Origin of the sequence: Bradyrhizobium sp. WSM1417 (assembly GCF_000515415.1) — a bacterium.
Lineage (GTDB): Bacteria > Pseudomonadota > Alphaproteobacteria > Rhizobiales > Xanthobacteraceae > Bradyrhizobium.
Window position 1 is genome coordinate 3854260 of the sequence record NZ_KI911783.1, and the last position, 24236, is coordinate 3878495.

Genomic DNA, 24236 nt, shown 5'->3' on the forward strand with positions numbered 1-24236 from the left:
GACAAAGAACGGGCTGGGCCAATCGGCAATAAATCGCATCACCGATTTATGCGACGCGACTCAATTGAAAGGATTGGCAATGGCTGAACGCCTGACCAAGTCGGCCGCTCGAAACGTCTTCTACGGCGGCTCGGCTTTTTTCTTCGCCATCTTCATCGGGCTGACGGCGCACAGCCACTACTATATGGCCACGACCTCGACGGATGCGACGACGCTGACGTCGTCGGTCGCCCGCGGCAAGCATGTATGGGAGAAGAACTCCTGCATCAACTGCCACACGTTGCTCGGCGAAGGCGCCTATTTCGCGCCCGAAGTCGGCAATGTCTGGGATCGATGGGGCGGCAAGGAGGACCCGGCCGGCGCGCGAGAGACGCTGAAGGCCTGGATGCAGTCGCAGCCCTCGGGCGCGGAGGGCCGGCGGCAGATGCCGCAATTCAACCTCACCGACCAAGAGCTCAACGATCTCGCCGATTTCCTGCAATGGGTGAGCACGATCAAGCGCCAGGATTGGCCGCCGAACAAGGCCGGCTGAGCCCGCCGCTTTCCTCTTTCAAGACAGAGAGAATCCGAGATGAAATATCAGACCCAGAAAGTCGCGATGCTGTATTTCTACGGTGCGCTGACCCTGTTCCTGGCCCAGGTCCTGTTCGGCCTCCTCGCCGGGACCATCTACGTCCTGCCCAACACGCTGTCGGTGCTGCTGCCGTTCAACATCGTCAGGATGATCCACACCAACGCGCTGATCGTGTGGTCGTTGATCGGCTTCATGGGCGCGACCTACTTCCTGCTGCCTGAGGAAACCGAGACCGAGCTGTACAGCCCACTGCTCGCAAAGATCCAGTTCTGGATGTTTTTTGGCGCGGCGGGCGTGGCGGTGGTGGGCTATCTCTTCCACTACCACGAGGGCCGCGAGTTCCTCGAGCAGCCCTTCATCATCAAGGTCGGCATCGTCGTCGTCTGCCTGATGTTCCTGTTCAACGTGACCATGACCGCGCTCAAGGGGCGCAAGACCACGGTCACCAACATCCTGCTGTTCGGCCTGTGGGGCGTCGCGATCTTCTTCCTGTTCGCCTTCTACAATCCGGCGAACCTTGCGGTCGACAAGATGTACTGGTGGTACGTCGTCCATCTCTGGGTCGAGGGCGTCTGGGAGCTGATCATGGCCTCCGTGCTCGCCTATCTCATGATCAAGCTCAATGGCATCGATCGCGAGGTGGTCGAGAAGTGGCTCTACGTCATCATCGGCCTCGCGCTGTTCTCGGGAATTCTCGGCACCGGCCACCATTTCTACTGGATCGGCGCGCCCGGCTACTGGCAGTGGATCGGCTCGCTGTTCTCGACGCTCGAGGTCGCGCCGTTCTTCACGATGGTGATCTTCACGGTGCAGATGACCTGGAAGGCCGGCCGCAAGCATCCGAACCGCGCCGCCCTGCTGTGGTCGGTCGGTTGTTCGGTGATGGCGTTCCTGGGGGCCGGCGTCTGGGGTTTCCTGCACACGCTGTCCTCGGTGAACTACTACACCCACGGCACCCAGGTCACCGCTGCGCACGGCCATCTCGCCTTCTTCGGCGCCTATGTGATGCTCAACCTTGCCGTGATGGCTTACGCCATCCCGCAGATCAAGGGACGCGCGCCCTATAACCAGTGGCTCAGCATGACGAGCTTCTGGATCATGTGCACGGCCATGATGACCATGACGTTCGCGCTGACCTTTGCCGGCGTGGTCCAGGTCCATCTCCAGCGCGTGCTCGGCCAGGGCTACATGGACGTGCAGGACCAGCTCGCCTTCTTCTACTGGGTGCGGCTCGGCTCCGGTGTGTTCGTCGCGATCTCCGCGCTGATGTTCGTCTGGGCCGTGCTGGTACCCGGCCGCGAAAAGCAGGCGACCATTTCGGCCGCGCTGCAGCCGGCCGAGTAGGCATGACGGCGGCCGCGTTCCACCGCGGCCGCCACCTCAGACATTTTCGGAGAGAGATCATGAAAGCAGCTCTTCACGCCTTGGCCGCGCCTGAACCCGCGCTACCGGCCTATGTCGCAAGCGGCAACGAATGCGCGCTGTTCGAGCATGCCTGGCGGCACCAGCTTCCGGTCCTGCTGAAAGGGCCGACCGGTTGCGGCAAGACGCGTTTCGTCGCGCATATGGCGGCACGGCTGGGCTTGCCGCTCCACACCGTCGCCTGCCACGATGATCTCACCGCCGCCGATCTCACGGGCCGCTATCTGCTGAGAGGCGGCGACACCGTGTGGACCGACGGTCCATTGACGCGCGCGGTCCGCGAGGGCGGCATCTGCTATCTCGACGAGGTGGTGGAAGCCCGCAAGGACGTCACCGTCGTACTGCATCCGCTCACCGACGACCGTCGTATCCTGCCGCTGGAGCGAACCGGCGAGGAGCTTGTTGCTCCCGCGAGCTTCATGCTCGTCGTCTCCTACAATCCCGGTTACCAGACCCTGCTCAAGGCGCTGAAGCCCTCGACGCGGCAACGCTTCGTCGCCATCGAGTTCGGCTTCCTGCCGGCCGAGCAGGAGATTGCGGTGGTGTCGGCCGAGAGCGGGCTGTCGCCGGATCGCGTACGGCCGCTGGTCGCGCTTGCCGGACGTCTGCGGGCGCTGAAGGGGCATGATCTGGAGGAGGGCGTCTCGACCCGGCTCGTGGTGTATTGCGCGACCTTGATTGCGGCGGGAGTCTCGATCGCCGATGCCGTGCTCGCCGGCATGATTGAGCCGCTGACCGACGATTCCGACGTCAAGGCGGCGCTGCTGGATGTCACGCGCGCCGTGATTGGGTGAGGCCGATTCCATGCTCGACTTCCTCGAATTGGAGGAGACGGTCGGCCGTGCCTGGCACCGGATGGTCGGCGGCACCGCGAGCTATCCGGTCCACGATGATCACGCGGTCGCGCTCGCAGAGGTGAGGGGTCGGCTCGCGGTGATGTTCCGTGCGCTTGGGGGCGAGACGGGCGTTCAGATCGCGAGCGCAGGCGCACGCAGGGCGGGCCATCGGCTCGGCTGGCGACAGCGCATCGGCCTTGGAGACGAACGTCTCGAGCAGCCGGGCCGCGACGCCGCGACCATCTTCCTCCCCGATCGCATCGCGATATTTGCCGACCGCGACCTCAACGCATGCCTCTACCGCTGGCTTGCGGCATGGTTCGCGGTCGCGCCGATCGAGACGATCACGGAGGATGATCCGCTGCGGCGGGACCTTCTGGTCTTGCGCCGGGCGAGCGAGACGGCAGTCTTTGTGCTCATGCAGTTTCCCGGGCTCGCCGCCGATTACGCTCAGCTCGCCGCAGCAATGGCCGGGGCCCGGCCGCGACGTCCGTTGCCGCGTCTCGAGCAGGAGATCGAGCAGATCGCTCTCGCCTTGCTCGGGGCCGGAATGGCGCCGGCAGGCCAGCTGTGGCCGGCGATGATGGGAACAGGTCCGTTGCCGGACAAGGCACCGCCGGGCTATCGCTCGGTCCTGCCGTGTCCGCTCTGGGGCGATTGCTGGACGCGAGAGTTTTGGACCGCGCATGCAGGCGACGACGCGTGCGTAACAGGCGCGGAGGCCGCGGCCGGGGACAATCGCAAGCGCTTTGCCGTGCGCGAGCGCGAGGACAACGCCAACCGCCGCGACCCCTTCGTGCTCAACCGCTTCGAAAAGATTCTCGCAATGGCCGAGATGGTCAATGTCGACCGTCCGGCTGACGACAGCGAGGACGAGGACGCGCAGAAAGCCGCCGACGATCTCGAGGAGATCACGCTCGGTCGCCGCAGCGGCAAGCCGGCGAGCCGGCTCAAATTCGATCTCGACCTGCCGCCGGAAGCTCTTGATGCCTCGCCGCTGAACGCAGATCTCACCTATCCCGAATGGGACTACCGCAGCAGCTCCTACCTGCCCGATCACTGCCGCGTGCTCGCGGGCGCCGCGTCCGAGACCGGCGAGACCTGGTCGCCGGACGAGTCCATGCGCCGGCATATCCGCCAGGTGCGGAGCCGCTTCGAGATCTTGCGGCCGCGCCGCGAATTGATGCGCGCCCAAGCCGATGGACACGACCTCGACCTCGACGCGCTGGTGCGCGCGCGGTGCGATCTTCGCGCCGGCAGCAGCGGCGGTCTCGAACGTATCCATGTCGCGATGCGCCCGCAGGGGCACGATCTCGCCGTCACGCTGCTTGTCGACGTCTCGCTCTCGACGGACGCCTGGGTCGACGGCCATCGCGTGCTCGACGTCGAGAAGGAAGCGCTGCTCGTGCTCGCGCACGGCCTGTCGGCCTGCGGCGATCACCACAGCATCCTGACCTTCACCTCGCGCCGGCGGTCGTGGGTGCGGCTCGAAACCGTCAAGGCCTTCGGCGAGCCGATGAGCGGGGCAGTGGAGCGTCGTATCGGTGCGCTGAAGCCCGGTTATTACACGCGAATCGGCACGGCGGTGCGCCACGCCTCGGCCGAGCTCGCGCGTCAGCCTCAGCGCAAGAAGCTGCTGCTCGTCCTCACCGACGGCAAGCCGAACGATGTCGATCACTACGAAGGCCGCTTCGCGGTCGAGGACACCCGCAAATCGGTGCAGGAGGCGCGCCGGCTCGGCATCGCCACCTTCGGCGTCACGGTGGACGCAACCGCGCAATCCTATTTCCCGACGCTGTTCGGGCGCGGCGGCTACGCCATCGTCGGCAACATCCGCCGGCTGCCCGCGGCGCTCCCGGCGATCTACCGGCAGGTGGCGCACTGATCCGGGAAAGGGTGCGGCGTTCCGTTCTCTGGTGAGCTATTGCCCATGCTATGGGTATATGATCGAATGGCGGGATGGACCAGGGCCGGCCGAAACCCGATCTGATCATCTTCGACTGCGACGGCGTTCTGGTCGACAGTGAGCTGTTGAGCTGTCGGTGTCTGTCCGACGTGCTGGCCGAATGCGGCATCGCGCTGAGCCCGGAGCAGGCGCTCGAACTCTTTCTCGGACGCAGCACCAAAGCGGTCGAGCAGCATTATCGGGATCTCGGGCAGGTCGTGCCGGACGGCTTTCTGCCGCGCTTGAAGTCGCATGTATTGAGCACGTTCGCCGGATCACTCCAGCCGATCGCGGGTGTTGCCGCCCTGATATCGGAATTGCGGACACCATTCTGCGTGGCCTCGTCCAGCGACATCGACCGTATCGCGCTCTCCCTTGACGTCACCGGCCTGCGGGCGCATTTCGGCGACCGGATTTACACCGCGCAGATGGTCAGGCACGGCAAGCCGGCGCCCGATCTCTTTCTCCACGCCGCCGAGCAGATGGGCGCGCAACCTGCGCGTACACTGGTGATCGAGGACAGCGCGAGCGGCGTGCAGGCGGGCAAGGCGGCCGGCATGATGGTCTGGGGATTTGCCGGCGGCAGCCATTATCGCGGCCGCGATGGGCACGCTATACTCTCGGGTGCGGGGGCCGACCGGGTCTTCGCGCGTATGACCGAATTCTGGAAGGACGCCTGACGCCTGCCATGGCCGCCGAGAACGAAAAGACCAGGCTCGACGACGCCGCGCGTGCCGGCTGGCTCTATTTCATTGCCGGTCACACCCAGGACGAGATCGCGAAGATGCTCCAGGTGTCGCGCGCGTCGGCGCAGCGATTGGTGTCGCTGTGTCTCGCGGAACGGCTCATCACCTTCCGGCTCGAACATCCCATCGCCGCGTGCATGGAATTGGCGGCGCGTCTGAAGGCGCGTTTCGAGCTCACCCATTGCGAGGTGGTGCCGGCAGATTCCGCCGCGCCCCAGGCCACAGCGGGCATTGCCGAACGCTGCGCCAACCTGCTCGATTCGACGCTGCGTTCGGAGACCCCCGTCATCGTCGCGCTCGGGACCGGCCGCGCCGTGCGCGCCGCGGTCGAGCGCGTCACGCCGATCGACCGGCCCAACCACCAGATCGTCTCGCTGGTCGGCAATATCTCCGCCGATGGTTCTGCGAGCTTTTACGATACCGTCGGCCGGCTCGCCGATCGCACCGGCGCACGGCATTACCCGATGCCGCTGCCGTTCCTGATGTCGTCCGAGGACGAACGCAACAAGATGGTCCGGATCGAGCCGATCGCGAAGGTGAAGGCGGTCGCGGCGAAGGCGGATTTGCGCCTCGTCGGCATCGGCCAGATGGACCAGAAGGCGCAGGTCCATGTCGACGGCTTCGTCACCCGGGACGAGTTGTTCGAGATGATGCGGCAAGGGGCGATCGGCGAGATCACCGGCTGGGCCTATGATTCCAAGGGCCGCCTGCTGAAGGCGGGCACCAACAGGCGCCTGACCAGCATCCCGCCGGAAGTCCCGGCGAAGACCACGACGATCGGCGCCGCGGTCGGTGCGGCCAAGGTGCCGGCGATCGGGGCGGCGCTGAATGGACGCTTGATCAACGGGCTGATCACGGACGAGGCGACCGCAAGGGCGATTCTGGAACGGTAGGGCGACGATCTCGCCCCTCGTACTGCTGTCATCATCCGCGAAGGCCGATGATCCAGTACGCCGCGGCTTCGCTTAGGGCACATCAATAAACAACACGGAGTACTGGATGCCCCGCTTTCGCGGGGCACGACGGGAGGAGGGTATCGCACCGCAGCACTCATAAGTTGCGCGAACATCTTTGTGCCTGCTTGACAATGGCCCGCCCTCAGTTGAACATACGCCCAACGCGTGGGTATATGCTCAAAAGCGCGATCCTAGGGAGGTCACCGTGAAACACGTCCTCGGCGCCGTCTGCGGCGCGTCTTGCCTGTTGCTGGCCGTCCCCGCGATGGCCGAAACCACCCTGACGATCGCCACCGTGAACAACGGCGACATGATCCGCATGCAGGGGCTGACGGGTGAATTCACCAAGAAGAACCCCGATATCAGCGTCAAATGGGTGACGCTGGAGGAGAACGTGCTGCGCCAGCGCGTCACCACCGACATCGCCACCAAGGGTGGCCAGTTCGACGTCCTCACCATCGGCACCTACGAGGTGCCGATCTGGGCCAAGAAGGGTTGGCTGGTGCCGCTCGCGAATCTCGGCGCCGACTACGACGTCGCCGACCTCCTGCCCAAGATCAAGGATGCGGTCTCCGTCGACGGCAAGCTCTACGCCGCGCCGTTCTACGGCGAGAGCTCGATGGTGATGTACCGCACCGACCTGTTCGACAAGGCCGGCCTCAAGATGCCGGAAAATCCGACCTGGGATTTCGTCGTCGATGCCGCCAAGAAGCTCACCGACAAGAGCGCCGGCGTCTACGGCATCTGCCTCCGCGGCAAGGCCGGCTGGGGCGAGAACATGGCGTTCCTCTCCGCCATGGCCAATTCCTATGGCGCACGCTGGTTCGACGAGAAGTGGCAGCCGCAGTTCAACACCCCGGAATGGAAGGCGACGCTCACGACCTATGTCGACGTGATGAAGCAGGCTGGCCCCCCCGGTGCGAGCTCGAACGGCTTCAACGAGAACCTCGCGCTGTTCAATGCCGGAAAATGCGCAATGTGGATCGATGCCACCGTCGCGGCGTCCTTCGTCACCAATCCGAAGGACTCCAAGGTCGCCGACAAGGTCGGCTTCGCGCTGGCGCCCAACACCGGGCTCGGCAAGAACGCCAACTGGCTGTGGGCCTGGAGTCTCGCAATCCCCGCCGGTTCGAAGAAGGCGGAAGCCGCCGAGAAGTTCATCGCCTGGGCGACGAGCAAGGATTACACCAAGACCGTCGCCGCGAAAGAGGGCTGGGCCAACGTGCCGCCGGGCACCCGAACTTCGCTCTACCAAAACCCCGATTATCTGAAGGTCGCCCCGTTTGCCAAGCTGACGCTGGCCTCGATCGATGCCGCCGATCCGAACAAGCCGACAGTGAAGCCGGTGCCTTACGTCGGCGTGCAATATGCGGCGATCCCCGAATTCCAGGGCATCGGCACGCAAGTGGGCCAGCAATTCTCGGCCGCGCTTGCGGGATCGATGACGGTTGATGCCGCGCTCACTGCGGCGCAATCTTCAACCGAGCGCGAGATGAAGCGGGCCGGTTACATCAAGTGAGCTCGAGTTCTCCCTCCTGAGCTCAGACTTGCGGCCATCCACCGCTCCAGATGGATGGCCGCCTTCTTCCCGCAAGCGGAGAAGCCAAGAATGGCAACCCGGCAGACGCAGCTTCTCGCACGGACGCTCCTGACGCCGGCCGTCGGGCTGCTGTTCATCTGGATGATCGTCCCGCTCGCGCTGACGCTCTATTTCTCGACGCTGCACTACAGTCTGCTCGATCCCGGCTCGGAATCATTCGTCGGGCTGGAAAATTTCCGCTACTTCCTCACCGATCCCGCGTTCCTCGCCTCGCTCCAGAACACGCTGGTGCTGGTCGGCTCGGTGCTGGTGCTGACCGTCCTGCTCGGAATTCCGCTGGCGCTGCTGCTCGACCAGCCCGTGATCGGCCTCAACATCGTGCGGCTGATGGTGATCGCGCCGTTCTTCGTGATGCCGACGGTGAGCGCGCTGGTCTGGAAGAACCTGCTGATGCATCCGGTGTCCGGGCTGTTTGCCTGGATCGCGTCGCTGTTCGGGTTGACGCCGATCGACTGGTTCACCGACGCGCCGCTGCTCGCGGTGATCCTGATCGTGTCCTGGCAATGGCTGCCGTTCGCGACGCTGATTTTACTCACTGCGATGCAGTCGCTCGACGAGGAACAGAAGGAAGCCGCCGAAATGGACGGCGCCAGCGCGGTCTCGACCTTCATCTACATTACGCTCCCGCACCTCGCGCGTCCCATCACGGTGGTGATCCTGATCGAGACGATCTTCCTGCTCACCGTCTTTGCCGAGATCTACGTCACCACCGGCGGCGGCCCGGGACTGTCGACCACCAACATCGCCTTCCTGATCTATTCGCAGGCACTGATTCAGTACGATGTCGGCACCGCCTCGGCTGGCGGCCTCGTCGCTGTCGTGATCGCCAACGTCGTAGCTTTCTTCCTGGTCCGCATCGTCGGTCGCAATCTGGAGGCGTGAGACATGGCGCGGATGGCGACGAGGCAGCGGGTGGTGGTCTCGACAATCGGGGCGTGGTTCTTCGGCTTCCTGATCTTCTTCCCGATCCTCTGGATGGTATTGGCGAGCTTCAAGACCGAACTTGAGGCCTTCGCGATTCCCCCGTCCTTCCTGTTCTTCCACTGGACTACCGAGAACTACGCAACGGTCCAGGAGCGCAGCGACTATTTCCTCCACGCGATGAACTCGATCATCATCGCCGGCGGCTCGACCTTGATTGCGCTTTTGATCGCGATCCCCGCCGCCTGGTCGATGGCGTTCTCGCCGACCAAGCGCACCAAGGACATCCTGCTCTGGATGCTCTCGACCAAGATGATGCCGCCGGTCGGCGTGCTGGTGCCGATCTACCTGATCTACAAGTCCTTCGGCCTGCTCGATTCCCGCATCGGCCTCGTCTTCATCCTGTGCCTCGGAAACTTGCCGATCGTGATCTGGATGCTGTTCACCTATTTCAAGGAGATCCCGCGTGACATCCTGGAAGCCGCGCGCATGGACGGCGCCACCATCGGCCGCGAGCTGGTCTATGTCCTGACGCCGATGGCGATCCCGGGGCTCGCATCGACCATGCTGCTGAACCTGATCCTGGCCTGGAACGAGGCGTTCTGGACGCTCAATCTGTCGACCTCGAACGCTGCGCCGCTCACCACGTTCATCGCGTCCTATTCGAGCCCGGAAGGGCTGTTCTGGGCAAAGCTGTCGGCGGCCTCGACGCTGGCGATCGCGCCCATTCTCGTCCTCGGTTGGTTCAGCCAGAAGCAGCTCGTGCGCGGGCTCACCTTTGGCGCGGTAAAGTAGGAAGGGCTGCCGGATCATGGGTCAGATCACACTTCAGGACGTGCAGAAATCCTTCGGCCCCGTGCACATCATCAAGGGCGCGGACCTCGAGATCGCCGACGGGTCGTTCGTGGTGTTCGTGGGGCCATCGGGCTGCGGCAAGACCACGCTGTTGCGGCTGATCGCGGGGCTCGAGGACGTCTCGGGCGGCAAGATCCTGATCGACGGCAAGAACGTGGTCGACACGCCGCCGGCCAAGCGCGGGCTCTCGATGGTATTCCAGTCCTACGCGCTCTATCCGCATATGAGCGTGCGCGGCAACATCGGCTTCGGCTTGAAGATGGCGGGGCTGGCCAAGGACGAGATCAACCGTAAGGTCGAGGCCGCCGCCGCAACGCTGAACCTCACCCCTTATCTCGATCGCAAGCCGCGCGAGCTCTCCGGCGGCCAGCGCCAGCGCGTCGCGATCGGGCGTGCCATCGTCCGCGAGCCCAAGGCGTTTTTGTTCGACGAGCCGCTCTCCAACCTCGACGCGGCCCTGCGCGTGCAGATGCGGATCGAAGTGACGCGGCTCCAGAAGCAGCTCGGCACCACGGCGATCTATGTCACCCACGACCAGGTTGAGGCCATGACCATGGCCGACAAGATCGTGGTGCTCAACGGCGGCAAGATCGAGCAATACGGCTCGCCGCTGGATCTCTACGAGAAGCCGGCCAACCTCTTCGTCGCCGGCTTCATCGGTTCGCCCAAGATGAACTTCGTGACCGGCGAGCACGCCTTGCAGAAGGGCGCGGCCACGATCGGCGTACGGCCGGAGCATCTCAAGATCGAGCGCGATGGTGCCGGTGGCTGGCAGGGAACGATCGCGGTGGCCGAGCACCTCGGCAGCGACACTTTCCTCTATGTCGATGCCGGTCCGCTCGGCATGCTGACGGCGCGCTACATCGGTGAATTGAGCCTGCACGCCGGCGACCATGTATCGCTGGTGCCGGAGCCCGCGCGCATCCATCGCTTCGACGCGAGCGGCAACGCCATTCGGAACTGACAAGAAACGGCCAAGAAAATCGGAAGACCAAAATGTACCTGGAAAAATTCAAGCTGAACGGCAAGACGGCGTTCATCACCGGTGGCGGGCAGGGCATCGGGCTCGCCTGCGCCGAAGCGCTGGCTGAAGCCGGCGCCAGGGTCGTCATCGGCGATCGTGACAGCAAGGTCGCCGATGCTGCGAAAGCCAGCCTGAAGGCGAAGGGCTTCGACGCCGAGACGGCGATCATGGATGTCACCGACACCAAGCGCGTGGCGGAGGTGGCGAGCGACCTCGTCGCGCGCCACGGCAAGGTGGACATCCTCGTCAACAACGCCGGCATTGCCCGCAGCGAGACGCCGGCAGAGACCGTGACCGACGAACACTGGCTCAACGTCATCGACGTCAATCTCAATGGCACCTTCTGGTGCTGCCGCGAGTTCGGCAAGCACATGCTGAAAGCAAAGAGCGGCGCCATCGTCAATGTCGGATCGATGTCCGGTTTCATCGTCAACAAGCCGCAGGAGCAGTGCTTCTACAATGCCTCCAAGGCTGGGGTGCACCATCTCACAAAGTCGCTCGCCGCCGAATGGGGCGCGCGCGGCATCCGCGTCAATGCGGTAGCGCCGACCTATATCGAGACGCCGCTCAACGCCTTCGTGAAAAGCAATCCGAGAATGTACGACGCATGGATCGGTGGAACCCCGATGGCACGGATGGGGCAGGTCGATGAGATCGCCTCCGTCGTGCTGTTCCTGGCTTCCGAGGCCGCGAGCCTGATGACCGGCAGCATCGTGCTGGTGGATGGCGGCTACACTTGCTGGTAGGCTTGCGTCAAAACTGACGAGAGCTTCCGGGGACGACAATGCCGCGAGCGTATATCGGCGTCGATGTAGGGACCAATAGCACGCGGGCAGGGGTGTTCGACGAGGCCGGCACCTTGCTTGCGATCGCGCGGCATCCGATCAGGATATGGCACGAGGCCGGCGACATCGTCGAACAATCGTCCCAGGATATCTGGGACGCTTGCACGGCGTCGGTGCGGGCCGCGATGGCGGAAGCTGCAATCGCGCCCGACAGCGTCGGCGGCATCGGTTTCGACGCCACCTGCTCCCTCGTGGTGCTCGACCGGCAAGGCGAGCCGCTCACCGTCAGCGCCTCCGGCGACAGGCAGCGCAACGTCATCGTCTGGATGGATCACCGCGCCACGGCCGAGGCGCGGCTGATCAACGAAACCGGTGATGCCGTGCTGCGCTATGTCGGCGGTTCGATCTCGCCCGAGATGGAGATGCCGAAACTGCTGTGGCTGAAGCGGCATATGCGCGCGAGCTTCGACGCTGCAGGGCACTTTTTCGATCTGGCGGATTACTTGAGCTGGCGCGCCACCGGCTCGTTGCAACGCTCGACCTGCACGGTCACCTGCAAATGGAACTATCTCGCGCATGACGGCGGCGGCTGGAGCGCGCCGTTCTTCAAGCGGATCGGCCTGTCGGACTTCGTCAACGAGAAATACGCCCGCATCGGCACCGAGATCGTCGCGCCCGGCACGCACCTGGATGCAGGTCTCTCCCGCACTGCTGCCGCCGATCTCGGCCTGTCAGCGGGCACACCGGTCGGAGCGTCCTTGATCGATGCGCATGCCGGCGGCATCGGTGCCATCGGCGGGCGCGATGAATCGGACGGCGCGACAGATGTCTCCGACCGGCTTGCCTACATCATGGGAACGTCGGCCTGCATCATGGCGACGACGAAAGAACCGTGTTTCGTGCCGGGCGTGTGGGGTCCTTATTACTCCGGCATGGTACCCAATTTCTGGCTCAACGAGGGCGGGCAGTCGGCTGCGGGCGCTGCGATCGACCATCTTCTCAAGTCCCATCCCGGCCACGCCGAGGCGAGCGCGGCCGCGCGCAGCGAGGGGCTCGACCTCATCGAGTTCCTCGAGCGCCGCATCATCGCGCGCGCAGGCGGCGCCAGCCGCGCCGCGCTGCTGGCCCGCCACGTCCATGTGCTTCCCGAGTTCATCGGCAACCGCTCGCCCTATGCCGACCCTGACACGCGCGCGGTGATCGCAGGCCTCGATCTCGACACCGACATCGCCTCGATGGAACGGCTGTTCGTCGCCGGTCTGTGCGGGCTCGCCTATGGGCTTGCCGAAGTGATCGAGGCCTTTGCCGCGCATGGCGTCCATGCCGGCATGATGATCATGGGCGGCGGCGCCAGCCGCAGTCCGCTGGTGCGGCAGATCATGGCGGACACCACCGGCCTCACGGTCGCGCTGCCGCAGACCAAAGAACCTGTGCTGCTCGGCGCTGCCATGCTCGGCGCGGTCGCCGGCGGCGCCTATGCCTCGATCGGTGAGACCATGGCAAAGATGTCGGCGCTGGGACGCAAGAGCGAGCCGACCACGCCCGACATCGCCGCCTTTCATGCCCTCAAGCGCGAGGTCTACAAGCTGCTGCGCGAGGTCGATCGTGGCAGCCGCGCCGCGATGCGCGTGGGAGTTTGAAACGGATGCTGATTTCCTGCGGTGATGCGCTGATCGATTTCGTCCCGACGCGAAACACCGACGGGCGCGAAGCCGTGATGCCGGCTGTCGGCGGCTCCTGCCTCAACGTCGCAATCGGCATGGCGCGGCTCGGCGCGCCGACCGGCTTTGTCGGCGGGATCTCGACGGACATGTTCGGGAAGATGATCGCCGAGCACGCCGCTGCCTCCAATGTCGAGCTCGCTCTCGCCACAAGCAGCGAACACCAGACCACGCTCGCCTTCGTGCGCATCGTCGCCGGCGAGTCGCATTACGCCTTCTACGACGCCGAGACCGCGACGCGGAACTGGACCTACCGGCGCGGCTCCATTCCGTTCGCGACCGTTGAAGCCCTCCATGTCGGCTCGACCACGCTGGTCAACGACCAGGGCGCCGCCGAAACGAAAGCGCTGATTGCGGACGCGCGGATGTCGTCCACGATCTCCTTCGATCCGAATTGCCGGCCCAACCTCGTCAAGGACAAGCCGGCTTATCTCGCCCGCATGGCTGAGTTTGCGGCCAGCGCCGATCTCATCAAGATGTCGGACGTCGATTTTGCCTATTTGTTCGGCGACGAGCCGTACCACCAGCGTGCGAGCACGCTGCTCGCAGGCGGCGCGAGCCTCGTCGTCATCACCCGTGGCAACAACGGCGCGATCGCGTGGCATGTGGGGGCAGGGCAGATCGAGGTCGCCGCTCCCAAGATCGCAGTCGCCGACACCATCGGCGCGGGCGACAGTTTTCAGGCGGCGTTGTTGTTCGCCCTGCACAAGCAGGGACGTCTCCCCCGACAGCCATTGAAGGATATCGGCGCAGACGAGCTTCGCCGTGTACTGTTCTTTGCCGCCAATTGCGCCGGTCTGACCTGCACCCGCCCGGGCGCCGATCCGCCGTGGAGTCACGAGATCACCTGGAGCTGGTAGCTAGGGCGTCGAGCCTCGCCCCACTCCCGGGTTGTCTCGGTGAACAGCGGCCATGCGCAAGCCGAAATGGACACGATGCGTGCGCACTGGCAAGGTCCGCGTCATCCTGACGCGAGCCGGTCCTGCCATGAACGATGATCTCTGTTTCCTGTCCGCCACCGAATTGCGCGCGCGCATCGACCGCAAGGAAGTCTCCCCCGTCGAACTCGTCCGCGCCGTGCTCGCGCGCGCTGAGGCACTCCACCCCCAATTGAACTGCTTCATCACGCTGTGTGGCGACGAGGCAATGGCGCAGGCGCGCGAGGCCGAGCGCAAGGTGATGGCCGGCGAGCGGCTTGGCTTGCTGCACGGCCTCCCCGTCACCGTCAAGGACATCGTCAACACCAAGGGCGTCAAGACCACTTTCGGCGCCATTCCCTACAAGGACAATGTTCCGACCGAGGATGCCGTCGCGGTTGCAAGGCTGCGCGCGCAAGGCGCGATCTTGATCGGCAAGACCACGACGCCGGAATTCGGCAGCAAGTGCCTGACTGACTCGCCGCTGTTCGGCCGCGCCCGCAATGCGTGGAGCGCCGAGCGCTCGTCGGGCGGCTCCAGCGGCGGCGCGGCGGTGGCGGTGGCGAGCGGCATCGCGCCGCTTGCGATCGCGACCGATGGCGGCGGCTCGACACGGATTCCCGCCGCTTGCAACGGCGTGGTCGGGCTGAAGCAGAGCAACGGCGTGATCCCGCACAGCCAGGCGCTGGACGTGTTCGGCAACCAGACCTATGTCACGCCGATGACGCGGACCGTCGCCGACACCGCGCTGATGATGCAGGCGATGGCCGGCGAGGATTCTTGCGATCCCTGGTCGATCGGCGTTCCCGTGCCCGACTTCGTCGGCATGGCCGCGCCGCGCGGCGACCTGCGTGGGCAGAAAATCCTGTACTGCCTGTCGCCCCCCGGACGCCCCGTCTCCGCCGATGTCGCAGCCGGCTTCAAGGCGAGCCTCGATCGGTTGGCAGGGCTCGGCGCCGAGCTGGAGGAATTCTCCGGCGAGGGGTTCGACATCGAGCCGATCTGGCGCGCCATCAACCACACCGTCTGGCGGACGCGCTTTGCAAAGCTCGCGGCCGAGCATGGGGACGCGCTGAGCGAGGCCTTCCTCAGGCAGCTCGCGCTTGCCACCGACGTCAGCGGCGTCGCTTATCAGGAGGCGATGTTCGCGCGCACGGCGCTGTTCCGCCGGGTGCAATCCCTGCTTGCGCGCGGGCATCTGCTGGCGATGCCGACCATCACCCGCACCGCCCTGCCGATCGATCAGGATCTGTTCGGCACCATCGAGATTGACGGCGAGCAGTTTGACAGCGTCCGGCCGCACTGGTTCCCCTGGACCATGCCGTTCAACATGACCGGACACCCCGCGATCAGCCTGCCCTGCGGCTTCGGCCGCGACGGCCTGCCGATCGGATTGCAACTCGTGGGCCGCTTCCGCGCCGATGCGGACTTGCTGCGCGCGAGCGCGCTGTTCGAGGCCTCGCAGGACCTCCTGTCCCGCTGGCCTGGCTGAGGGTGAGGGCATGCAAAGGACCTGTTTGCAAAGCACTTGCCTCCGGTGCCCGGACATGTTGATCGTGCAACGGATGAGCCCTGAATCCGAGCGCGCATGAGCGTATTTGTCCTCCGACGTGTGCTGACCTTGCTGGCGACGCTGGTCGGCGCATCCGTGATCATTTTCCTGGTGCTGGATGCTCTCCCGGGCAACGCTGCGCAGATGCTGATGGGCGCCGATGCCTCGCCAGACGCGGTGCGTGCGCTCACCGTCAAGCTCGGGCTCGATCAGCCGCTGGCTGTTCGTTATTTGCAATGGGTCAAGGGTCTGCTGGTCGGCGATCTCGGCAACTCCTATGTCTACGGCACGCCGGTTGCCGCCTTGATCGTGGAGCGGCTGGTGCTGACCATTCCGCTCGCGATGATGTCCATGCTGATCACGGTGACGCTGGCGCTCTCGGCCGGCATCTACACCGCCGCCAACCACAACAAGCTCGGCGACGTCGGCGTGATGTCGCTGACGCAGGTCGGCATCGCGCTGCCGAATTTCTGGTTCGCGATCCTGCTGGTGCTGTTGTTCTCGGTGCGGCTGCAATGGCTGTCCGCGGGCGGCTTTCCCGGTTGGGAGGACGGCATCTGGCCCGGCATCAAATCGCTGCTGCTGCCGGCGGTCTCGCTCGCCGTGGTGCAGGCCGCGATCCTCGCACGCGTCACGCGCTCGGCGGTGCTGGAAGTGCTGCGTGAAGACTTCGTCCGCACGGCGCGCGCAAAAGGGCTCGGCAAGCGCGAGGTGCTGTGGAAACACGTGCTGCGCAACGCCATGATTCCCGTGATGACGGTGATGGGCCTGCAATTCGCCAATCTGCTCGCCGGCACAATCGTGATCGAGAACGTGTTCTATCTGCCCGGCCTCGGCCGCCTGATCTTCCAGTCGATTGCCAACCGCGACCTCATCGTGGTGCGCAACTGCGTGATGCTGCTCGCAACCATGGTCGTCATCGTCAATTTCGTGGTCGACGTGCTCTATGCCTTCGTCGATCCCCGCATCAAGGTCCACGATCTGTGAGCGCGCCGCTGTCCACCCTCGTCAACGCTCCGGCCATGGCGCGCCCTCTGCCAGCCCGGACCTTCTGGCGCCGCGCGCTGCGTCATCGCAGCTTCGTGCTCGGTGGTGCGCTGAGCCTCCTGGTTCTCGCCTCGGCGCTGCTGTCGCTGCTGTGGACGCCCTGGTCGCCCTACGAGATCGACATCGCCTCAAAGCTCCGACCGCCCTCGGCCGCGCACTGGCTCGGCACCGACGTCTTCGGCCGCGACATCGTCTCGCTGCTGCTCGCCGGCGCCCGCTCCACCATCATGGTCGGCATCATCGCGGTCAGCATCGGCCTCACCTTTGGCGTCTGTCTCGGCCTGATCGCGTCGGCTAGGCGCGGCTGGACCGAGGAGATCATCATGCGCTTCTCCGATTTCACTTTCGCTTTTCCGGCCGTGCTGTCCGCCATCATGCTCGCCGCGGTCGTGGGGCCCGGCATGGTGACCTCGATCGTGGCAATCGGCATCTTCCAGATCCCGACGCTGATCCGGCTGACGCGCGGCTCGGCCAACGCGATCTGGGCGCGGGAATTCGTGCTGGCCGCGCGCGCGGCAGGCAAGGGCAAGTTTCGCATCACCATCGAGCACGTGCTGCCCAACATCCTGTCGATCCTGATCGTGCAGGCGACGATCCAGTTTGCGCTCGCGATTCTTGCCGAAGCCGCCTTGTCCTATCTCGGGCTTGGCACGCAGCCGCCGCAGCCGTCCTGGGGACGGATGCTGAACGACGCGCAGACGCTGCTGTTCCAGTCGCCAATGCTCGCCGTCTATCCGGGCGCTGCGATTGCAATTGCGGTGCTCGGCCTCAATCTGCTCGGCGACGGGTTGCGCGATCTGCTCGACCCTCGACTGGCGCGGGAGCGATGAGGATGGGCGAACGCTCGACCATGCCGTTGATCGAGGTCGAAAATCTCGGCGTGCGCCTCAACACCAGCCGCGGGCCGGCGCAGGCCGTGCGCGGCGTCAGCTTTGCCCTGAAGCGCGGCGAGACGCTCGGGCTGGTCGGCGAATCCGGCTGCGGCAAGTCGGTGACGGCATTGTCGCTGATGGGGCTGCTGCCGGACAGCGCAGTCATCAGCGGTAGCATCAAGCTGGATGGCGGCGAACTCGCTGGATTGCCGGACGCGGACTATTGTCGGCTGCGCGGCAATCGCATCAGCATGATCTTCCAGGAGCCGATGACCGCGCTCAACCCGATGCACACGATCGGCCATCAGGTCGCCGAGCCGCTGCGGCGTCACAGGAAATTTTCGGCATCGCAGGCGCGCAAGGAAGCGATCGCCTTGCTCGACCGCGTCGGGCTGCCTGATCCGGCCAGGCGCGTCGACGCCTATCCGCACCAGTTCTCCGGCGGCCAGCGTCAGCGCGTCACGATTGCGATGGCGCTCGCCTGCGAGCCGGACCTTCTGATCGCGGACGAGCCGACCACGGCGCTCGACGTCACTATCCAGGGCCAGATCCTCGACCTCATCGCCGACCTCGTCGAGGAGCGCAGCATGTCGATGATCCTGATCTCGCACGATCTCGGCGTCATCGCCGAGAACGTGCAACGCATGATGGTGATGTACGGCGGCACGATCATCGAGAGCGGGCCGACCGACGAAGTGTTCCGCCGGATGGGCCATCCCTACACGCAGGGCCTGTTCCGCGCCCGGCCGAAACTCGGCGCACGCAAGGGGACGCGGCTGACGACGATCTCGGGCACGGTGCCGGAGCTCGCCGATCTGCCGTCCGGCTGCACCTTCGCCGATCGGTGTCCGCTCGTGATCGAGCAGTGCCGGGTCGCACTTCCACCGATGGTGGACGTCGGACCCGGTCACTTCGTGCGCTGCATCCGGACGGATGTGTCGATGGCCGAACGCGTCGGAGCGCTGACCGTATGAGCACGGCGCCTCTTCTCGATGTGAAGGATCTCGAGCAGCGCTACACGCTGCCGCGCGAAAGCGTGTTTCGCCCGCCGGGGCAGGTGCGCGCGCTCAATGGTGTCAGCGTGCGGGTCCAGGCCGGCAAGAGCCTCGGCATCGTCGGAGAATCCGGCTCGGGCAAGTCGACCTTTGCACGTGTGGTGATGGCGCTGGAGCGGCCAACATCGGGGCAGGTCGCGCTGCTCGGCCGCGACCTCAACCGCATCTCCGCGGACGAGCTGCGCCGCGCTCGCCGCGATTTCCAGATGGTGTTCCAGGATCCCTACGGATCGCTGGACCCACGCCAGACCATCGCGCGGGTCGTCGCCGAGCCGCTGACTGTGCTGGAGGGCGCCGACCGTACGACGTTCCGCGCCCGCGTCTCCGCCGTGCTGCGGCAGGTGGGCCTGCGCGATGCCGACATGGAGAAATATCCGCATGAGTTCTCCGGCGGCCAGCGCCAGCGCATCGCCATTGCGCGCGCGCTGATCACTCAGCCGAAGCTGATCGTCGCCGACGAGCCGGTCTCCGCGCTCGACGTCTCCGTGCAGGCGCAGGTCTTGAACCTGATGCAGGACCTCCAGGAGCAGTTCGGCCTGAGTTACGTCCTGATCAGCCACGACCTCGCCGTCGTCGACTATCTCTGCGACGAAGTCGCGGTGATGTATCTCGGCCGTATCGTCGAGCAGGGGCGGCCGGAGGATTTGTTCGAGCGCTGCGCCCATCCCTATACGCGAGCGCTGCTGGAGGCCGTGCCGCGGGTGCGCGCCGGCGGCGGCCGGCGGCGGCGCGGGGCCCAGGCGATCGCCTCGCAATCGGCGGCCGCGACCGGCTGCCCCTATGTCTCGCGATGCGCGCTCGCCGACCAGCATTGCCGCGAGGTTCTGCCTGAGCTACGCAAGGTGGGCGAGACGCATCTGGCCGCCTGCCACAAGGCGGAAGCCGTGATGGCCTTGCCGCAATTGCCCGTGGAAGGTTAGCGTCCGCGGCGGGATTGGCGTAGGCTTGAGACAAGAGAAGGCCGGGGAGTTACGCATGTTCAGGAAACTATCGATCGTCGCATTCGCCGCCGCGTTTGCCGCGGCACCGTTGCCGGTGTTGGCGCAGAGCAAGAAGGACAGCGTCGTCATGGCGATGGCGCTGGAGCCGCCGGGGCTTGACCCCACCAACGCCGCCGCCGCCGCGATCGCCGAGGTCACGCTCTACAACATCTATGAGACCCTGACCAAGATCAACGAGGACGGCACCACGTCGCCCCTTCTGGCGGAGAGCTGGACCGCATCGCCCGATCTGAAGACCTATACGTTCAAGCTGCGCAAGGGCGTCAAGTTCCACAATGGCGAGCCGTTCGACTCCGCGGCCGTGAAGTTCTCGTTCGAGCGCAACGCTGTTGCCACCAGCACCAACAAGGACAAGAGCCTGTTCCAGAGCTTCGAGTCCGTTGCCACGCCCGATCCCGATACGGTCGTGATCAGCCTGAAGAATTCCGAGCCCAATCTGCCGTTCCTGCTGGGGCAGGCGAGCGGCTCGATCGTCGAGCCGAAGAGCGCTGCCACCAATATCACGCAGCCGGTCGGGACCGGGCCCTATCAGCTGGGCACCTGGGCCAAGGGCTCCTCGATGACTCTGACCAAATGGGCCGACTATCGCAACGCCGCCGCGATCAAGCTCGCGAAGGTGACGATCCGCTTCATCTCCGATCCGTCCGCGCAGACGGCGGCGCTGCTATCGGGCGACGTCGATGCGTTTCCGCGCGTCTCGGCCCAGCGCACCATCGCGCAGTTCAAGGCTGATCCGCGCTTCAACGTTATGGTCGGCGGCTCCAGGGCGAAGACCATCGTCGGTATCAACCATCGCAAGAAGCCGCTCGACGATGTTCGCGTGCGCCGTGCGATCCTTGCCGCGATCGATCGCAAGGCGATGATCGACGGCGCCGTCGATGGTTTCGGCACGCCAATCGGCAGCTTCTACGTCCCGACGGCGCTCGGCTATGTCGACACCACAGGCATCAACCCCTACGATCCCGAGAAGGCCAAGAAGCTGCTCGCAGAGGCCGGCGTTACCACCCCGCTCGAGCTGTCCTTGAAGCTGCCGCCGCCATCCTATGCGCGGCAGGGCGGCGAGATCCTGGCGGCCCAACTCGCCAAGGTCGGTATCATCGCCAAGATCGAGAACGTCGAATGGGCGCAATGGCTGTCGCAGGTATTCGCCGGCAATGGTCCGCACAATTTCGACCTCACCATCGTCAGCCATGTCGAGCCGTTCGATCTCGTCAAGATCACCGAGCCGGACTACTATCTCGGCTACAACAACGACGCCTTCAACGCGCTCTACAAGCAGATCGTGTCGACGCCGGATGAAGCCGCCCGTGTCAAGCTGCTCGGCGATGCCCAGCGCATGCTGGCAACCGACGCGGTCTCCGGCTATCTGTACCAGCCGCAGCTGATCACCATCACCAACAAGAAGCTGAAGGGCGTCTGGAAGGACGTGCCCCAGTACGAGAACGACTTCTCGACATGGGCGTGGGAGTAGGGGGCGCACAGTTCGGCTCGATGTCGGTGACGATCTCTCCCACCGGAAGAGATCGTCACAACACAGGTCCAAACAAAAAACCTGAAAAACAACCCCATGCACAGTAGCCGAGGATAGTGATTTCAATGACTTGCGCGCCGCGCGATTGATGAGTTGCCCGTTGCGCGATGCCGTTGACGCGTCGGGCAAAACACTGGCATGATGGCATCATCGAAAGAGACCCGCGCCCGCTTGGTTGAATTGGGCCGCTCGATGCTCCCCCGACTTTGAACGTTCGGAACCCTCATGCGTTAGCTCGGCGCAGGATGGCCGCATGCCGTGCGATCCGGCGCGAGGGTAGGCGGAGTTCGATTCCTTGCTCAAGCTGTACAGGTGGCCATCCGACGACTGGCAGAAGATCGGCGCGGAAATGCCGTCCGAGATCATCTGGGCTGATCTTTTGAACGCGACCGCGGAGGAAAAGCAGTTCGTCGAACGATTACTCGGGATTCGCGTTCCGTCCGAGGATTCGCTCAGCGAGATCGAAGCGTCGAGCCGCCTGATCCTCGACAACGGCACGCTCTATCTCAGCTCGCCGGCGGTCCGGCTCAACGAGGACAGCGAGGCCGAGATCACGCCGGTGGGATTCGTCATCGGCCCGCGCGTGCTGGTGACGGTGCGCTTCGCGCAGCTGCCGATCTTCGACGACATCGGCAAGCGTATCGGTTCCGATGACAGCCTGGAGAACGGCATGTGCGTGTTCACCAGCCTGGTCGAGGCCATGGTCGACCGCGGCGCCGATGTTCTGGAGCATCTCGGCGCGGAGGTCGACAGGCTCTCGCGGGGCGTCTTCAAAGGCGGGCTCGTTCGCACCAAGCGGCCGGTCCGCTCCAGCCGGCGAATGCGCGAGGCGCTGGAGAACATCGGGGAGCTGGCCGATCGGCTCGCCAAGGCGCGCGATGTCCTGCTTGGCGTCGGCCGCGTCGCTTCATTCGCCGGGGATGTCGGGGTGAATGGATCACCGCCGCCTCGAAGAAGCGCCTCGAAGCCGTCTCCAAGGATGTCGCTTCGCTCGGCGATTACGAGACACGATTGTCGGACAAGATCCAGCTTCTGCTCGATGCCGTGCTCGGCTTCATCAACATCCAGCAGAACGAGCTGTTCAAGATCCTGACCATCGTCTCGGTCGTCGGCGTGCCGCCCACGATTCTGGTCGGCATCTGGGGCATGAACTTCAAGCACATGCCGGAGCTGGACTGGACGTTCGGCTACCCGCTGGCGTGGCTCGGCATCATTGCCAGCGGCGTGCTGCCGCTGATCTGGTTCAAGCGGCGCGGCTGGTTCGAATGAAGCCGCGGCGCACCGTTCGAAAACGATGCGCCGCCTTTCGCAGTCATGCGGCTTCGGCGGCAACGTAACCGATCCAGTCGCGGGCGAGCGTCACATCCGCTTGCGACAATTGATGGCCCGCCGGCAACACCTTGTGTTCGACCCGCGCTCCGGCTTCCGACAACAACGAGGCAAGCTTCGCCGAATTGCTCGCCGGCACGATCGGATCAGCCTGCCCTGACAGAAGCAGGACAGGCTTGCCGCCGAGCTCAGCCTTGGGCGGATCCGACAGCGGCACCATCGCGCGGAGCAGGATCGCGCCAGCAAGCGCGTCCGGCTTCAGCAACAACAGCGCGGCTGCGATGTTGGCGCCGTTGGAGAAGCCGACCGCGACCGGTGCAGCGATGCCGTACTGCTTCCGCGCTTCCGCAACGAAGTCGCCGAGTTCGTGCGCGCGGCGACGCACGTCGTCCTCGTCGAACACGCCTTCGGCAAGGCGGCGGAAGAAACGCGGCATACCGTGCTCGAGCACGCGGCCGCGCGGCGAGAGCAGGGCCGAGCCGGGCGAGATCATCTTGCCAAGCCCGAGCAGGTCGTTCTCGTCGCCGCCGGTGCCGTGCAGCAGCAGGAGAGGAGGGGAGCCCGCGCCGGTCGCGGGCTCGAAGCGATGGACGAATGAATTCTCGGTCACGACACCCTCTCTTCCAAATTCGGCAGAACACCTTCGATCTGCTTGCGCTGCGCTTCGAGGAAGCTCGGCAGCTTCAGGTCACGTCCCAGCGTCGCGACGGGCTCGTCGACGGCGAAGCCGGGGATGTCGGTCGCGATCTCGAACAGCACGCCGCCCGGCTCGCGGAAGTAGATCGAGCGGAAGTAATTGCGGTCCCTCTGCTCGGTCGGGTGCAGGCCGTGATTGCTGACGAGCCTCCCGGCCATCTTGCCCTGCTCGGCATCGTTGGCCGCGCGGAAGGCGATGTGATGCACGGAGCCGCCACCTTGGTGCCCGCGCAGGAAGCCCTTGGCCTCGTAGATATCGACGACGCTGCCTTCGACATCCCCCGGTGCCTTGAAGCGGATCACGGAGCCTTCGCGCGCCGTCTCCTTGAAGCCGAACACGTCGGTGAGGACGGCAGCCGTCTTCGCCGCGCTGTCGAGCAGCAAGGTCACCCCGTGGAAGCCGCGGATCGCATGTTCGGCGGGAACGCCGCCGTTGCTCCAGCCGGGCTCGCTCTCGGCACCGGGAATGCCGACCAGCGCGAGCGCCATGCCATCAGGGTCTGTGAACGGCAGCACGGACTCGCCAAAGCGCTTCTCCAGCGCCTCGTAGGCGATGCCCTTCTCGACGAAGCGCTGCGTCCAGTAGCCGAGCGAGCGTTGCGGCACGCGGAAGGCGGTCTGATGGGTCTCGCCGACGCCGCGGCGCCCGGCCGGCACGCCGGCCCAGGGAAAGAAGGTGAGGATTGTGCCGGGGCGGCCGGTCTCGTCGCCATAGTAGAAGTGATAGGTGCCAGGATCGTCGAAATTGACCGTCTTCTTGACGAAGCGCAGGCCGAGATCCCGGGTGTAGAAGCCGAAATTCCTGATCGGGTCGCCGGCGATCGCGGTCACGTGGTGCAGTCCAGACATTG

Annotated in this window: 21 protein-coding genes and 1 pseudogene; 20 read left to right on the plus strand and 2 right to left on the minus strand. The window is 65.0% G+C overall.

Annotated elements, in window-relative coordinates; genetic code table 11:
- Window positions 1–79 precede the first annotated feature (79 nt).
- The 20 genes and pseudogenes from BRA1417_RS0118455 (at window position 80) to BRA1417_RS46310 (ending at window position 22629) form a co-directional block, all read left to right on the plus strand.
- A complete protein-coding gene (locus BRA1417_RS0118455) occupies window positions 80–532 on the plus strand; it encodes a cytochrome c (protein ID WP_027517044.1) in 453 nt (150 codons plus the stop codon).
- Window positions 533–571: 39 nt separating this feature from the next.
- On the plus strand, window positions 572–1918 hold the full coding sequence (locus tag BRA1417_RS0118460; protein WP_027517045.1) for a cbb3-type cytochrome c oxidase subunit I: 1347 nt from the start codon (window positions 572–574) through the stop codon (window positions 1916–1918).
- Between the two features lie 59 nt (window positions 1919–1977).
- The gene (locus tag BRA1417_RS0118465; protein WP_027517046.1) at window positions 1978–2790 is read left to right on the plus strand and encodes a CbbQ/NirQ/NorQ/GpvN family protein; all 813 of its coding nucleotides are present in this window, start codon (window positions 1978–1980) and stop codon (window positions 2788–2790) included.
- 10 nt (window positions 2791–2800) lie between these two features.
- Complete coding sequence (locus tag BRA1417_RS0118470) at window positions 2801–4717, plus strand: nitric oxide reductase activation protein NorD (RefSeq protein ID WP_027517047.1); 1917 nt, start codon at window positions 2801–2803, stop codon at window positions 4715–4717.
- A 74-nt stretch (window positions 4718–4791) separates the two neighbouring features.
- Window positions 4792–5457, plus strand: a complete 666-nt coding sequence (locus BRA1417_RS0118475) for an HAD family hydrolase (RefSeq protein WP_027517048.1) — start codon at window positions 4792–4794, stop codon at window positions 5455–5457.
- Window positions 5458–5465: 8 nt separating this feature from the next.
- Window positions 5466–6416 (plus strand): sugar-binding transcriptional regulator, encoded by a 951-nt coding sequence (locus BRA1417_RS0118480; protein ID WP_027517049.1) that lies wholly within the window; start codon window positions 5466–5468, stop codon window positions 6414–6416.
- Window positions 6417–6684: 268 nt separating this feature from the next.
- Window positions 6685–7998, plus strand: coding sequence for a sugar ABC transporter substrate-binding protein (locus BRA1417_RS0118485; RefSeq protein WP_027517050.1), 1314 nt, complete (start codon window positions 6685–6687; stop codon window positions 7996–7998).
- A 90-nt stretch (window positions 7999–8088) separates the two neighbouring features.
- Window positions 8089–8961, plus strand: coding sequence for a carbohydrate ABC transporter permease (locus BRA1417_RS0118490; protein ID WP_027517051.1), 873 nt, complete (start codon window positions 8089–8091; stop codon window positions 8959–8961).
- A gap of 3 nt (window positions 8962–8964) precedes the next feature.
- A complete protein-coding gene (locus BRA1417_RS0118495; RefSeq protein ID WP_007608460.1) occupies window positions 8965–9795 on the plus strand; it encodes a carbohydrate ABC transporter permease in 831 nt (276 codons plus the stop codon).
- A 16-nt stretch (window positions 9796–9811) separates the two neighbouring features.
- Window positions 9812–10819 carry an ABC transporter ATP-binding protein gene (locus BRA1417_RS0118500; protein ID WP_027517052.1) on the plus strand — a complete coding sequence of 336 codons (1008 nt, stop codon included), beginning with the start codon at window positions 9812–9814 and terminating at the stop codon, window positions 10817–10819.
- 32 nt (window positions 10820–10851) lie between these two features.
- Window positions 10852–11625, plus strand: a complete 774-nt coding sequence (locus BRA1417_RS0118505; RefSeq protein ID WP_027517053.1) for an SDR family NAD(P)-dependent oxidoreductase — start codon at window positions 10852–10854, stop codon at window positions 11623–11625.
- Window positions 11626–11663: 38 nt separating this feature from the next.
- The gene (locus BRA1417_RS0118510; protein ID WP_027517054.1) at window positions 11664–13304 is read left to right on the plus strand and encodes an FGGY-family carbohydrate kinase; all 1641 of its coding nucleotides are present in this window, start codon (window positions 11664–11666) and stop codon (window positions 13302–13304) included.
- A gap of 5 nt (window positions 13305–13309) precedes the next feature.
- Window positions 13310–14245: a carbohydrate kinase gene (locus tag BRA1417_RS0118515; protein WP_027517055.1), complete on the plus strand. Its 936-nt coding sequence runs from the start codon at window positions 13310–13312 to the stop codon at window positions 14243–14245.
- A 127-nt stretch (window positions 14246–14372) separates the two neighbouring features.
- On the plus strand, window positions 14373–15794 hold the full coding sequence (locus BRA1417_RS0118520) for an amidase (RefSeq protein ID WP_027517056.1): 1422 nt from the start codon (window positions 14373–14375) through the stop codon (window positions 15792–15794).
- Window positions 15795–15890: 96 nt separating this feature from the next.
- Entirely contained in the window at window positions 15891–16841 is a 951-nt protein-coding gene (locus BRA1417_RS0118525; protein WP_027517057.1) for an ABC transporter permease, read from the plus strand.
- Window positions 16838–17731, plus strand: a complete 894-nt coding sequence (locus BRA1417_RS0118530) for an ABC transporter permease (protein WP_027517058.1) — start codon at window positions 16838–16840, stop codon at window positions 17729–17731. Before BRA1417_RS0118525 ends, BRA1417_RS0118530 begins: the two co-directional genes overlap by 4 nt.
- Window positions 17732–17733: 2 nt before the next feature.
- On the plus strand, window positions 17734–18747 hold the full coding sequence (locus BRA1417_RS0118535; protein ID WP_027517059.1) for an ABC transporter ATP-binding protein: 1014 nt from the start codon (window positions 17734–17736) through the stop codon (window positions 18745–18747).
- Window positions 18744–19748 carry an ABC transporter ATP-binding protein gene (locus BRA1417_RS0118540; protein ID WP_027517060.1) on the plus strand — a complete coding sequence of 335 codons (1005 nt, stop codon included), beginning with the start codon at window positions 18744–18746 and terminating at the stop codon, window positions 19746–19748. Before BRA1417_RS0118535 ends, BRA1417_RS0118540 begins: the two co-directional genes overlap by 4 nt.
- A 55-nt stretch (window positions 19749–19803) precedes the next feature.
- Window positions 19804–21300 carry an ABC transporter substrate-binding protein gene (locus tag BRA1417_RS0118545; RefSeq protein WP_027517061.1) on the plus strand — a complete coding sequence of 499 codons (1497 nt, stop codon included), beginning with the start codon at window positions 19804–19806 and terminating at the stop codon, window positions 21298–21300.
- A gap of 355 nt (window positions 21301–21655) precedes the next feature.
- Window positions 21656–22629, plus strand: a pseudogene (locus BRA1417_RS46310) (magnesium transporter CorA family protein).
- Window positions 22630–22672: 43 nt separating this feature from the next.
- Here the strand turns inward: BRA1417_RS46310 and BRA1417_RS0118555 are convergent.
- Window positions 22673–23299, minus strand: coding sequence for an alpha/beta hydrolase (locus BRA1417_RS0118555; protein WP_027517062.1), 627 nt, complete (start codon window positions 23297–23299; stop codon window positions 22673–22675).
- On the minus strand, window positions 23296–24234 hold the full coding sequence (locus BRA1417_RS0118560; protein ID WP_027517063.1) for a ring-cleaving dioxygenase: 939 nt from the start codon (window positions 24232–24234) through the stop codon (window positions 23296–23298). The genes BRA1417_RS0118555 and BRA1417_RS0118560 overlap by 4 nt, the downstream gene beginning before the upstream one ends.
- Between the last annotated feature and the right edge of the window lie 2 nt (window positions 24235–24236).